Genomic DNA, 14,008 nt, shown 5'->3' with positions numbered 1-14,008 from the left:
ATGGTTATTTGGAATCAAGTTCCTCGAGAGCTTTATCAATCGAATTATGGAAACTTAACACTCCCTCAATAGGCGTTACACCAGCGCGCGCCAAGGTTTTAAGCGGCTGGAATGGAATGTCACAAATAACGATATGCGTGTCTTTTTTGACTATGTCGATAAATTTCTGGAATGCTTCTAACCCGCCAGCATCAAGTACAGGCACCGCATCCCACTGCATGATGATGGTTTTATAACCTTCACTTTTGACCCTTAATTCATCAAAGATACGCTCTGCCGCGGCAAAAAACAGTGGGCCGTTGATACGAACCACTAAACGGCTTTTGGCTTCATCGGTTTCTGTTAATTCACTGATCCGAGTCATATTAGCAATACGGCGCATAAACAGCAGTGAGGCGAGAACAATCCCTACAGTGATGGCAATGACCATATCGAAAAGCACAGTAAGAGACATACACAAAAGCAAAACAATGATGTCATCTTTAGGCGCGCGGCGGATCAGGTCTATCACTTTACGTGCGGCGCTCATATTCCATGCAACCATCAACAGCAATGATGACATCGCCGCTAAGGGCAGATAGGAAAGCATTGGGGCGAGGACCAATAACGTCAGCAAGACTAACAATGAGTGGATCACTGAGGAAATCGGCGAGGTTGCACCTGCACGAACGTTAGCTGCCGAACGTGCAATGGCGGCGGTAGCTGTAATACCACCAAAGAATGGCGCTGCGATATTACCAAAGCCTTGCCCGATAAGTTCACTGTTAGAGTGGTGTTTCTTGCCTGTCATATTGTCAAGAACAACCGCACATAGCAGCGACTCAATCGCGCCAAGGACAGCCATCGAGAAAGCCGCGGGCATCAATGCGGTGATCATCGACCAGCTAATAGGGGGGCTGCCGGGAAGCTGCCATGGCAAAATAAACTGAGGCAAGATAGGGGGGATACCGTTACCTTCTGAGCCATCGGGCAATAAATAGCTAAATTGTGAGCCGATGGTAGCAACGTTTTTATCAAACAGAGAAAGCACCCACATAACCAGTGTACCTGCTACGAGAGCAGGTAAGTGACCCGGTAACTTTAGTCCTAGCTTAGGCCATAAAATTAAAACGAAGAGTGTCACTAAACCAATCAAAGTATCGCTGAATTGGAGTGTCGGCAAAGCGTTGACTAAGGCGATAACTTTATCGACATAGTTTTCAGGAACATATGCCATTTGTAAGCCAAAAAAATCTTTAATTTGCATGGTCGCAATGGTAATTGCGATACCAGAAGTAAAGCCTAGCGTGACAGAGACAGGAATGTATTCAATAAACTTACCAAAACGAGCGAACCCCATTGCAAGCAAAATAATACCAGACATTAAGGTTGCAACGAGTAGCCCACTTAACCCGAATTGCTGTGAGACGGGATAGAGAATGACGACGAAAGCGGCCGTTGGCCCTGAAACACTGTAACGTGAGCCGCCAGTGATTGCGATAACAATACCCGCGATAGCAGCAGTATAAAGGCCATATTGTGGTGGAACTCCACTTGCTATTGCCAGTGCCATTGCTAATGGAATGGCGATAATCCCAACGGTAACCCCGGCAATTAAATCTTTAATAAAGCGAGCAAATGTATATTTCTCTTTCCAACACGAATCTATTAATGCGCTAAATAGGCGCAAGCTATTAATTTTTTTTGTACTCATTGTACCCCACCAAAATAACAGGGTTAAATAACGGAAAACAGAACCAAAGGATACGCGGAACTTACACAAAAAAATCTGCTATGTGTCAATGAACTCGCAATTATCATAACGTTTACGGGTACAAAAGTAAAAAAACCTGCGAATATTCTGTATGAATATATCTAAAAATGAATTATTGAAGTTTTTGTTATAGCGCAAGTTATATTTAAGATAGTGTGTATAATAAATTAAATTTCATTATTAATTTCCCGTTAATAATGAAATTAAAACCCACAACCAGAGTAAAATAGTCAATAATAGTGTGTAATTGAATAATCTCTTTGTGCCAGCCCAGCGCTGCTCCATAGTGGCAACGGGTTGTTTTTTAGGGAAAAGGTAATGTAGAGCAAGGTCAAAATGATAGGGCTCTTGTCGCTGGTATAATATTTTAAAAAGATGGCTGTCAAACCATAACCGGAAAATAAAATAGTGGCTCACAATAAAAAGGAGTGTGCTAATAAAGAAGGTGAGATTATCAATTAATGAGTAAATAAATAAGATAAATTGACAAATAAAAGCGAGTAGTGATGCACAACAAAAATAACGCCAACTTGTTGTAAAAATAACCATGACATCGCCACATTGTTTATCAGATAAATGATTCATGATGATGCTCGCTTTAAATAATAGTGTTGATACCAATAATGTAATTGTTCAAGGGTTGCTGAATTTAGGATCACTTTTGGTCTGGCTTGAGTGATTAGCGCAATCGCATCATCAATCGTTTTAGATTGTTGACTATGAACTAACCATGCAGCGGCGACGGTCGCACTGCGCGAATAGCCTAATTTGCAGTGAACATAAATTGTGCCGCTTTCTGCAAGCTCATCCATTGTGTGCACGGCGCTTTCAATATCCTTTGCACTTAGTGGTAACAAATCGATTTGAGGTTGGCTACGATAATTTAAATCGTGGCTATAGGAATTGCGAGGCCACTCGCAAGTCATATCGAAAACGGCTTGAGCTTGCAAAGGATAAAGCGGGCGTCCACCCAAAATAAGTTTATCGTTAATTTTGCTAGGTTGTCGACACGCCTTGGCATAGTAATGATAAGTTCCTATGGCAATTAATCGATACGGGAGTAGCAAGAGGAGCGCCGAAGGTGACATGCTACCCATCGGAGTTTTTTGGAATACAGAAGCGCCTAGACCTAAGTAGCCAATCGCGACGATAAACAACGCAATAGCAGGCCATAGGAGTAGCCATGCGATACCTTGAAACGTTATTGCGAGTAACAAACAGGCAAACGCCCCTAAGCCATAATTCGTGCTCATTTTAAAGCTACGACGGCTGCCGGTGTAGTGCCAGTGCCATTGGCTTTCAATAGGCAATAGATAACTAATAAGGACACCAACGGCAAAGCCACTGATAACATCAATAAAATGGTGTTGCCACGTCGTGAGGACAGAAATGAGGATCAGTAGCGACCAGCTATGTAGCAACCAATGCCATTTAGTCGGCATATGAGCTCGGAAACGTAACCACAATAGCCACAGTAAAATAATATGTAATGAGGGGGCTTGGTTATAAGGGAGGTCAAATAATTCAAGGCTATCGAACATCCAACCGGTGATACCGCTTGTGTCAGGCCGAGGGAAGCTAAATTTTAAGGGGAATAATAAAAAGCCAACACAGGCGGCTAATGAGGCAGCGATTAAGCGTAGCCCTTGGATTGTTTGCTCTCTTAAAGAGGTGCAAATAAAAAGGGATAGGCCATAAAACAGGTCAATACTCCAATAAGGGATAATCGTCCAAGGTAAAAAAGGAATATGTGTTTCCCATGAATAAACATAGGAGGGAACATTGGCTAGCGTAGACGTATAAGTGTTGACTTGTCCATAGGTAAGAAAGAAAAAAGGGGCTAAAAAGACTAACCAAAAGAAACCGTATAACCAAATTTTTCGCCGCGGCGAGGAAGGCAAGGGCTTATGTGTGGTTGTCATTCGTCTATCCGTTTAGCTAGTTTAATTGATATTGAGATGGGAATTAAAAAGAGTATCGCGTTCACTCAGTGAGTTGTTGCAAGCTATTAGTATATCAGCTTTATTGAATATTAAAGGGGATAAGGTAGTGATGGTTGTCACCACCTTATCAAGCAAAATATCAGGTTCGTTTATGCTCAAATACGCTTAACGGCGTCGAGCAATAGAAACACTGAATATGCCCCAGTTATCAATTAACTGATTAAGTTTTTCGAATCCAGCTTCGTCGACAAGTGCGTCCATTTCACCTTGGCTCCGGCAACGCATCACCCATGCTTGTCCACCTTGGTGACTTGGTAAGACACGAGCGATCATTTCAACCTGAGGGTGCCAAGGTTGGCAGGTGTAGATAAGTAGGCCACCAGAAGGGATCGCCTGAGATAAACCACTCAGTGAAGCTCGAATCAGGTCATTACTTGGGAAAAGTTCGTATAAACCACTTACGATACCAAGTGTAGGGGCTGGCGTTATGGAAGCTAAGTCATTCGTATCAAAGGCATTGCCTTCTTCAAAACGCACTTTATCTTCAAGATAGCGCTCTTTAATATGTGAACGACCTTGCTCAACATTGACAGGGCTATAGTCTCGCAGTAAGACGGACTCCACTTTGCCATAGTCATTAATAGCGTCGAAGACGTAACGACCTTGTCCGGCGGCTATATCGACAATACGCACTGACTGGTGTTGTTCAGTTAGCTCACGAATAGCTTGTCGAATGATATTTTCGATGTTGGTTTTACGTTGGCGGATCCCTTGCCAGCCGATGCTATTGAGGTATTGCCTATCAATGATTCGGCCAAATAACCCTTTACCTTGTGCTTTATCACGGTAAATGTAGTCAAGGGTCGACCCAGAGTCAAAACCTTTGTCATAACCAATGCGGACACCTTCTGAAGCCTTGCCTAGTGTACTCATAGAACGGCTAAGTAGCTTATAACCAAGGTTTTTAGGGCACCATGCAGGCAGAGGTTGCGTTAGCTCGCGATAAGCATCTGCACTCACGCTCCAAGTATCTTCATATTGGTAATCATGTTGATAGCGAGGAACTGAGAATAGTTTGCCAATGAATTCACGGATTTTGGCAATAGGGATATGGCGCTCTTTTTCACCCAGTGTATCGTGATAGAAGCCAGGTAAAATATGTTTCTCTTTAATGGGAGTATTAAGGCGCTCATAAAATTGATGCTGTGGTTTATGGTGTACCACATGATCACTACCAGAAATAAACAGTTGTGTTGGGAGGGTAATCGCACCTGCATCAGCCACTATTCTATCAGCAGTTTTGTACAGTTCGAGCAGGATATTAACTGCAATAGGGCGCGTAATTAATGGGTCACGGTTGAATGAGGCTATGCGGCTTTGGTCGTGAGTTAGGAATTTAGCTTTCACATATGAGTTAACATAAAACAGACCCCGCATTTTTTGCATCAAAGCAAGTCCTGTGCGCGCAAATGGTACATACAACTTAACTTTAAAAGCTGGGGATGCTAATACCATCCCTCTAATAGGAGGGGCATAGTCATGTACCCAAGCAGAGACTAACACGGCACCAACGCTTTGACCAATGACGATAATATTTGCTAATGGTATTTGGTACTGGGATGACACATAACGTACAAATTCATCCACATCATGAATAGAGGTGCCAAGGGATGGGCTATAACCACGAGGGCCATCATTTCTGCCATGGCCTCGGGCATCCCATGCGAACATGGCGTAGTCAGGCAAGTCTAACTCATCGACAAGATGAGCAACGCGTCCTGAGTGTTCGTGGCCGCGGTGAAATAGAATAATGGCTTTATCTGTTGATTGTTCTGTTGGCCAGTAACGATAAAACAGCGGGGTACGGTCACTGGTGATAAACTGAGATTCAATGACAGGACGTTGAGTTAAATAGTCTGTCTGAGCGTTCATAATGGTTCCTTATGATGATCCGTTTGTGTATTAAGCTCACTTAAGGCCTTACGGATACGGTTGTAGCAGGTGTAAAACAGCAACAATGAAAGGACAATAAAAATAGCAGTAAACCAGTTAGAAGAAGTGATTTGGGGAAAGAGTGCGACTAATAGCCCAAAAGTACCGAAAATAAATGCACGGTCACTCTTACCGATAGGGCCATCATAGCGACGTGAAGCGCCAATAGCTTGTGCGATAACCCCAATAAACTCTGTTAATAATGACAAGAAAAGGATCAGTAAAATCCATCCAAAATCATGAGGGAACAACAAAACAAAAGGGATATACAAGGCCATATCGGAGATAACATCCCCCGTTTCATTTAATATTGCACCGAGATGACTTTTTTGGTGATGTTCACGTGCGAGCATACCGTCAATGGCGTTCAGCGCCATGCGAATAAATAAAACAAAGGGTAATAAAATAAACAGGTGTGGGTTAGGAAAAATAAATAGCAGTGCTCCGATCAAAATAGATAATAGCATTGCAGCCAATGTTACCTGATTTGCTGTCACGCCTGAGTCATAAAGCTTTTGTACGATAGGCCGTAGCAGGTTCTGAAATTTAGGTTTCAGATCATAAATTGTCATTTATTCATCCTTGCAAATTACAACCATAATGGTGCAAATATAGCGTATATGAATACGCGATTATTTTTTAGCTGCAATAAGAGCTATCCTAAGTTAGATTTCTCTCTTGTGATGATAACCTGTGTTCGTGGATATTACCTTTCTATAATATATTGATTGTAAATGAATAATTCATTATCGTAAAATTAAGTGTTTATTTATTGTTCATTTACTTTTATGTTTCGTAATTGTAATAAATTAATTAAGTCGATTTTATAAAGTAATAGAAAATTTTAATCAAAAAGTGAATCAATGACGTAAAAAGAATGCTCAAGTGGCGTATAAAAATCATCCATTGCAGAAATAATAGTATCGCCGAGCTGGATATCATGAGTGTTGAATATCGAAAGTAAAAAAACATCTTAAAATAAGATGTTTTCTGTAATAAAACAGTTTCTATTGGGATGAGATTATTTAAACAAGTTGTTCTTCAACGTGATATCTATTGGCAATATTCAACCTCATCCGTTTAAATTGGCTTGGGGTCATTGTCGTCATTTCTTTAAATTTCCGACAAAATGCACTGTGATCAGCATAAGCACATTTTATGGATATTTCAGTAATCGAATAATCTTCTTCGAGTAATTCAATCGCATGTTCAAGACGTTTTTTTTGAATATATTGTTGGGGAGTTATGTGGAATATGGCTTTAAATTGGCGATTTAGTTGGGATAAAGACAAGCCCGATATATCTGCAAGAGTGGTTATTTTTATTGGCATATCAAAGTGTTCGCTAATAAATTGTTCCACCTGACCCAACTGCTTGTTTAATTTTTGACTGACCGACTTTACATCTTGCAAATCTACCGAAATCCCAGCCACACCAATCACTTGGTTATGCGTATTGAAGATAGGAACTTTGGTTGTGACGCACCAACCTAATATGCCTGCTTTATATAAATGCAATTCTAATTTGTTAATGACGCTGATCTTTTTTTGCATCACCAGATAATCCTGAGAGCTATAACTGCGACCTAACTCATGATGAAAAATATCTTCGGCTCGCTTCCCAATGACATCGTTAGTCGTAGCCATTTTACAGCGTTTGGCTAGGTTCTCATTAGCAAGAAGATATTTAGCATTACGATCTTTAACAAAAAAAGTGACATTCGGTAATGTGTTAATTAATGGCATGACCAGCCCGAGGTGATTTAAAAGTATTTCAATATTATCAACGGGAAACAGCATATTTTCCTGACTAATTAATAGCAGCTTATTTAAATTAATCATGCGGCCTCCAACAAGTTCAACAAATATGATTAGTTCTCTGAAATATTTTTATATTGTGCCGAATTGCGCATCAGTGAGCACGAAAGATATCAAGATCCTTTAACAAAAATCAAGCATTCTGTTAACAATTAAAGTGAGCAGAGGATGCAATATGCACAAGCGCTATACACAAATTGAGGTAATTGATTCACATACGGCGGGTGAACCAACTCGATTAGTTATTGATGGTTTTCCTGATCTTGGTAATGGCTCTATGGCATCTCGTTTACAGCGTTTAAGGCACGAGCATGACCTATGGCGTACCACCACCATATTAGAGCCACGAGGCAGTGACATTTTAGTCGGTGCGCTACTTTGCAAACCTCAAAATCCACAAGCCACTGCGGGCGTCATCTTTTTTAATAACGAAGGATATTTAGGCATGTGTGGGCATGGCACGATTGGCCTTATTGCTTCGTTAGCTTACCTAGGAACAATTACGGTTGGCGAACATACCATTGAAACGCCAGTGGGTGATGTTCAGGCGACATTGCACCCAGACGGCAGTGTCAGTATCCAAAATGTTTACTCTTATCGCTACCGCAAATCGGTCGCGGTGAAGGTTCCTGACGTGGGAATGGTGACGGGGGATATTGCTTGGGGAGGAAATTGGTTCTTTCTGGTTGAGCAATCACCGGTAGAGATCCATCACCGCAATACTAAGGCGTTGACTGAAACGTGCTTAAAAATAAAAGCGGCCTTAGTTGAACAACATATTTATGGCAAAGATGACCAAGAAATTGACCACATTGAACTTTTTGCTGCGTCTTCACAGGCCGATAGCCAAAGTTTTGTGTTATGCCCCGGAGGGGCTTATGACCGTTCACCTTGTGGAACAGGCACGAGTGCCAAACTCGCGTGTTTAGCCGCTGATGGCAAGTTAAACGAAGGGGCAATTTGGCGTCAAGCGAGTGTCATCGGTAGCCAATTTGAAGCCAGTTATCTCTGGGCTGATGGGAATGGCATTATCCCAACCATTCGAGGTACGGCCTATATCAGTGGGCGTAATACCTTGCTTATCGATGAAACCGATCCATTTCGTTGGGGGATCACGGTGTCGTGAGAGATTGATATGGATAAGAAACGTTCAGTGATTGTTATCGGTGGCGGCATTATTGGCTTAAGTATCGCGCTAACATTACAAGCGGATGGAACAGATGTTTTGCTGGTCGAAAAAGAGCAGGTCGGCGCTGGAGCATCAATGGGGAATGCTGGACATATCGCGACGGAGCAAGTTTTCCCTGTAGCTGACCCATCAATTTTAAAATCGATTCCTGCGATGTTGTTTGATCCTCTAGGGGCACTGCGTCTCGATTGGCGTTATTTATTGCCATTGACGCCTTGGTTACTACGTTTGTTGGGAAATATGCGACATAAACCCTTTCAACGTATTCATCATGCGTTATCCACAATTAATGGTGCATCACTGGCTGCGTGGCAAGCGTTCAGCGATGACTGGCAACTGGCTGATCTTGTAAAAATTCAAGGTTCACTGCTGGTGGCAGAGAGGGAAGCTTCCTATGAAAAACTGCAAAAGCAAGGTGAGTACCTCAACTCCATAGGAGTGAAAAATCAACTATTAACTCAGGCACAACTATTGGCACGAGAGCCTGCTTTGGCTGGTAATCAATTAGGTGGGCTTTATTACCCAGATACGGGGCATGTCGTAGATCTCAATGCACTACATACTCAATTAACAAATCACTTTTTGAGATTGGGGGGTGAGTTACTTTCTCAGTGTGAAGTTACGGGCATTCATACCACTTCAGGTAATACAGTGCGCCTGACAACCTCACAAGGACAATTGGTGGCGCAGCGAGTAGTGATTTCAGGAGGCGCATTTTCTAAATCATTGGTCAAGATGGTTTGCCGTATACGTGTTCCACTTGAAACAGAGCGTGGCTATCACCTTATGTTGCCTAAAGAGACAAGTAGGTTAAGCGTTCCTGTTTCAAGTATCGATAGGCGCTTTATCATGACGCCCATGAAAGGTGGATTGCGCCTTGCGGGTACGGTTGAATATGCGGGATTGAAACGTCCAGCCAATATGCAACGTGCTCGACACTTTATTCCTCTAGCTGATCCCATGCTTAACACACCGCTAAATAGCGAGCAAGCAACTGAATGGATGGGATTTAGACCGACTCTCTCAGATTCGTTGCCAGTGATTGATAAAAAAGGACCTTATATTTTTGCCTTTGGTCATCAACACTTAGGTCTAACTCAAGCGGCCATCACGGCAAAAATTGTACATAGCTTATTCAAAGAACAGCCGACACCGATCGATTGTTCACCTTATTCCATTGAACGATTTATATAAAAGTTAAGGAGATTTCACATGAATTTTCACGGCATTATTGTTCCAATTGTGACGCCATTTCACAGTGATTTTTCATTAAATGTTAGTGGGCTAGCACAATTAACTGAAACCTTAATTGAACAAGGTGTATCAGGACTTGTTGTGTGTGGCACGACAGGGGAGTATTACGCATTAAACGAGAAAGAGCGTGAAGTGGTGCTGACTACCGTGAGTAAAGTCGCCAAAGGGCGAGTTACCTTGATTGCAGGGATTAATGACCTATCGACAGAAGGGGCGATTAAGCGTGCAGAGCAAGCGGTTTCATTAGGTTATGAAGGCTTGATGTTAGCACCGCCACCATACAGTTTACCGGATCAGCAAGGGGTAATTGCGCATTATGAGCAGGTTGCTTCAGCAACACCATTACCCATCATCATGTATAACTTCCCTGCGCGTATTGGGATCGAAATCGAATACGACACTGTCATACACCTATCTAAGGTGAAAAATATTGTTGCGATTAAAGAAAGTAGTGGTGATTTCAGCCGAGCGCTACGTTTATTACAAACTCAATTCGACAATTTTGAGGTGATTTGTGGTTGTGATGATCAGCCTGTCGATTTCTTTTTTTGGGGCGCGAAAAGTTGGATTGCGGGGGCTGGAAATGTATTCCCAGCAGAGCAAGTGGCAATTTATCAGGCCGCACAGCAAGGGGATTGGTCTACGGCGAAACGGATCATGTCAGAAATTTATCCTGCAATTTATTCGATGGAATCTGGGGATTATAACCAAAAAGCCAAAGCGGGTTGTATCAAGGGTACTGTCGATGTTGGGCCAGTTAGAATGCCACTTTCCAATATTTCACCGCAACAACAACGTGAATTTCTCGCCTTGATAAAATAAGGAAAAACGCCATGAAAATGACCAAAGAAGCAGTATTTGAGCGAGCTCGTTCAGGTTTATTGTGGGCGGGTAACTTGATAGAAAACTACCAAGGGAGCAATGAAAAATTAGAAACCAGAACGCCTATTGATGACAGCATTATTGGATTTATTGCCGATGGTGATGCTCAAGATGTCGATGCCGCAGTTTCAGTGGCAAGAAAAACCTTTAGTGATGGCTGTTGGCAAGGTTTGTCGCCGCAAGAGCGCAAACAAGTCATGCTGCGTTGGGCACAGTTGATTGAGTTACATCAGGAAGAGCTTGCTGCATTAGATTGTGTTGATGCGGGTAAGCCAATCACAGAATGCTTAAATACAGATATGCCAGCGACCATTGAAACTTTTTATTGGTATGCCGAAGCACTGGACAAAATGTTTGGAAAAGTTGCGCCGACAGGTCATCAGGCGTTGGGGTTGATTGTTCATGAACCCATTGGTGTTGTGGGGGCTGTTTTACCGTGGAATTTCCCCGCACAAATGTTTGCATGGAAAGTTGCTCCAGCGTTAGCTGCGGGGAACTCAGTGATTGTAAAGCCCGCGGAGCTGACCTCATTGAGTGCTTACCGAATGGTTGAATTGGCTTATGAAGCTGGGGTGCCAAAAGGTGCTCTGAGCTTAATTTGCGGATTAGGGGAAAAAGTGGGTGAGGCGATAGGTCGACATAGGGATATCGATATTGTCTCTTTTACCGGTTCGACTGAGGTGGGGCGGTTATTCCTTAAATACTCTGCTGAAAGTAACTTAAAAGAGATCGTGTTGGAGTGTGGTGGGAAAAGCCCACAAGTGGTCTTTGAAGATGCCGATCTTGATGCTGCTGTGCCTCATATTCTATCAGCCGCTTTCTGGAATATGAGTGAAAATTGCAGTTGCGGCTCTCGCCTAATTGTTCATGAAAGTATCCGTCAAAAGCTATTAGATAAACTCGTTGCAGCATTAGCCGAGTGGAAAGTTGGCGATCCTATGGATGAAACTGTCTCCATTGGGCCAATGGTTGAAAAAGCTCACTTTGAGAAAGTGAAGTCATTTATTGATCTTTCTGTGAAACAGGGCGCAAACATTATTGCAGGTGGAAAAATCCACAGTGAAATGGGCAGTGGTTGGTACATTGAGCCGACAATATTCGATAACGTCACTCCAGAGATGTCATTATTCCAAAATGAGGTTTTTGGACCCTTACTTGCCGTGTCAACGTTCGCAACAGAAGAAGAAGCGATTGCCCTCGCTAATAATACTCACTATGGGTTAGCGGCCTCATTCTATAGTCAAAATATTCATCGAGTGATGAAAGTTGCTCGGCAAATTAATGCAGGCACAGTGTCGGTGAATGGATTTAGTGAAGGTAATATCACGACGCCTTTTGGTGGCTTTAAGCAGTCAGGCTTTGGCGGCAAAGATAACGGATTAGAAGCTTTCGAACAATATACTCAAACAAAAGTCATTTGGATGATTAATCATTAATTTATTCACAACCTGAACAGCGTTAAGTTCAGGTTTTTTTATCCCTACAAATACATAATGACAATAACGAAGGAGTACTCATATGGAAGCCATCGTTAACACACTCGTTGGATACATTTGGGGCAACGCATTAGTGATTTTATCGCTCGGTGTCGGGCTCTATTTTACATTAGCTACACGCGGTGTTCAGTTTCGCTATTTGATTAAAATGGTCTGTTTGCTCAAAGAAAATAAATCATCAAAAGAGGGCATATCTTCATTCCAAGCTTTTTGTCTTGCGCTATCAGGGCGGGTAGGTGTAGGTAATATTGCTGGTGTGGCTACTGCCATTGCGGCGGGCGGGCCAGGGGCGATATTTTGGATGGTAGTGATGGGGCTTTTAGGTGGTGCTAGTGCATTTATTGAATCGACACTCGCTCAGATCTATAAGCAACGCTCCGATGGGCAATACCGAGGTGGCTCGCCTTACTATATCGAAAAAGGGTTAAAACTAAAGCCATTTGCGATTATTGTCGCTGCTGTGATCTGTCTATCTTACGGTGTGTTAGTGCCGGGGATCCAAGCGAATACCATTGCTGACTCTTTCCAAACGTCTTTCAACATTCCGCCTATCGTTACAGGTGTGATTATTACCTTATTGATGGCGTGGTTGATTTTCGGTGGTGTTAAGCGTATTGCCAGTGCTGCCGATAAAATCGTTCCTCTGATGGCGGTCGCTTATATTGTCATGATGGTGATAATTTTAGGTAGCCATTATGACAAAGTACCTGCCATGTTTAGCCTAATCTTTCGGAGCGCTTTAGGGATGGATGCCGTTTTTGGTGGCATCGTCGGTACCGCGGTTTCGTGGGGTGTTCGACGCGCTGTATTTTCTAATGTCGCGGGTGCGGGGGAGGCCACGTTTAGTTCGGCGGCGGCTGAAGTGAGTCATCCGGCGAAGCAGGGGTTGATTCAAGCGTTCTCAATCTATATTGATACTCTTGTGGTGTGCACGGCTTCAGGGCTCATGATCCTAGTCACCAATATGTACAATGTTTTCCCCGATGGAGGAGCAACGGCGCTGATTGAACATGTCCCGGGAGTGGCAGCAGGAACCGCGTGGACACAAATGGCCGTCTCAACAGTATTTGAATCAACGGGCTCTGGTTTTGTCTCAATTGCCGTGTTTTTATTCGCATTTACCACCTTGATGGCATATTACTATATCGCAGAGACAACCATTGTTTATCTAGACCGCCAACTCAAATACCCCATTCTCAAGTTGGTCCTAAAAATGGTCTTTTTGCTTATTCTGTTTATGGGGAGTGTGCAGTCCGTTAGCATGATGTGGAGCCTTGGTGATATTGGGTTTGGTAGTATGAGTTATCTTAACTTAATCGCGATAGTCTTTTTATCTAAACCAGCACTTCGCGCACTACGTGACTATGAACGCCAAGAAAAATTGGGAATCGATCCGGTTTTCGACCCGAAAGTCGCGGGCGTTGAAAATGCACAATTATGGGAAGAGATCAGTCGCGAATATCAATCGCAAACACAATCACCACAACATAAACAGATTGGAAAATTAACCGAAGAGCAGGAATAACATAAGAGGGCATTGATTTGATTAAAAATGGCGGTGAGGGAGGGATTCGAACCCTCGATACGTTGCCGTATACACACTTTCCAGGCGTGCTCCTTCAGCCTCTCGGACACCTCACCGTATTTTTAAATGCAGGTTGCTAACAAACGATATAACTTGT

General features: G+C 42.8%; 11 protein-coding genes and 1 tRNA gene. 5 read left to right on the top strand and 7 right to left on the bottom strand.

Annotation, left to right across the window (positions count from 1 at the left end):
- Positions 1–4: 4 nt before the first annotated feature.
- The 6 genes from dauA to PR699_RS10985 form a co-directional block, all read right to left on the bottom strand.
- Complete coding sequence (dauA, locus tag PR699_RS11010) at positions 5–1,693, bottom strand: C4-dicarboxylic acid transporter DauA (RefSeq protein ID WP_014658275.1); 1,689 nt, start codon at positions 1,691–1,693, stop codon at positions 5–7.
- A 240-nt stretch (positions 1,694–1,933) separates the two neighbouring features.
- Positions 1,934–2,338 carry a hypothetical protein gene (locus tag PR699_RS11005; protein ID WP_004919398.1) on the bottom strand — a complete coding sequence of 135 codons (405 nt, stop codon included), beginning with the start codon at positions 2,336–2,338 and terminating at the stop codon, positions 1,934–1,936.
- Positions 2,335–3,675 (bottom strand): phosphatase PAP2/dual specificity phosphatase family protein, encoded by a 1,341-nt coding sequence (locus PR699_RS11000; protein ID WP_014658276.1) that lies wholly within the window; start codon positions 3,673–3,675, stop codon positions 2,335–2,337. The genes PR699_RS11005 and PR699_RS11000 overlap by 4 nt, the downstream gene beginning before the upstream one ends.
- 186 nt (positions 3,676–3,861) lie before the next feature.
- Positions 3,862–5,628: a bifunctional alpha/beta hydrolase/class I SAM-dependent methyltransferase gene (locus PR699_RS10995; RefSeq protein ID WP_014658277.1), complete on the bottom strand. Its 1,767-nt coding sequence runs from the start codon at positions 5,626–5,628 to the stop codon at positions 3,862–3,864.
- Entirely contained in the window at positions 5,625–6,260 is a 636-nt protein-coding gene (locus PR699_RS10990; protein WP_014658278.1) for a CDP-alcohol phosphatidyltransferase family protein, read from the bottom strand. The genes PR699_RS10995 and PR699_RS10990 overlap by 4 nt, the downstream gene beginning before the upstream one ends.
- 453 nt (positions 6,261–6,713) lie before the next feature.
- The gene (locus PR699_RS10985) at positions 6,714–7,529 is read right to left on the bottom strand and encodes a helix-turn-helix domain-containing protein (RefSeq protein WP_014658279.1); all 816 of its coding nucleotides are present in this window, start codon (positions 7,527–7,529) and stop codon (positions 6,714–6,716) included.
- 151 nt (positions 7,530–7,680) lie between these two features.
- Between PR699_RS10985 and PR699_RS10980 the strand changes: the two genes are divergently transcribed.
- The 5 genes from PR699_RS10980 (at position 7,681) to PR699_RS10960 (ending at position 13,851) form a co-directional block, all read left to right on the top strand.
- Positions 7,681–8,631 carry a 4-hydroxyproline epimerase gene (locus PR699_RS10980; protein WP_014658280.1) on the top strand — a complete coding sequence of 317 codons (951 nt, stop codon included), beginning with the start codon at positions 7,681–7,683 and terminating at the stop codon, positions 8,629–8,631.
- A gap of 9 nt (positions 8,632–8,640) precedes the next feature.
- Positions 8,641–9,888: an FAD-binding oxidoreductase gene (locus PR699_RS10975; RefSeq protein WP_060560580.1), complete on the top strand. Its 1,248-nt coding sequence runs from the start codon at positions 8,641–8,643 to the stop codon at positions 9,886–9,888.
- A gap of 18 nt (positions 9,889–9,906) precedes the next feature.
- On the top strand, positions 9,907–10,770 hold the full coding sequence (gene dapA, locus PR699_RS10970; protein WP_004919411.1) for a 4-hydroxy-tetrahydrodipicolinate synthase: 864 nt from the start codon (positions 9,907–9,909) through the stop codon (positions 10,768–10,770).
- An 11-nt stretch (positions 10,771–10,781) separates the two neighbouring features.
- A complete protein-coding gene (locus PR699_RS10965) occupies positions 10,782–12,266 on the top strand; it encodes an aldehyde dehydrogenase (RefSeq protein WP_014658282.1) in 1,485 nt (494 codons plus the stop codon).
- Positions 12,267–12,348: 82 nt separating this feature from the next.
- The gene (locus PR699_RS10960) at positions 12,349–13,851 is read left to right on the top strand and encodes a sodium:alanine symporter family protein (protein ID WP_004919417.1); all 1,503 of its coding nucleotides are present in this window, start codon (positions 12,349–12,351) and stop codon (positions 13,849–13,851) included.
- A 28-nt stretch (positions 13,852–13,879) separates the two neighbouring features.
- On the opposite strand, the gene PR699_RS10955 is transcribed toward PR699_RS10960, so the two are convergent.
- Positions 13,880–13,967 (bottom strand) — tRNA-Ser (locus PR699_RS10955).
- Between the last annotated feature and the right edge of the window lie 41 nt (positions 13,968–14,008).

The organism is Providencia sp. PROV268 (assembly GCF_028477805.1).
Taxonomy (GTDB): Bacteria; Pseudomonadota; Gammaproteobacteria; order Enterobacterales; family Enterobacteriaceae; genus Providencia; species Providencia stuartii.
The sequence above is the reverse complement of the archived record's forward strand: the minus strand, read 5'-3'. Positions and strand labels throughout refer to the sequence as shown.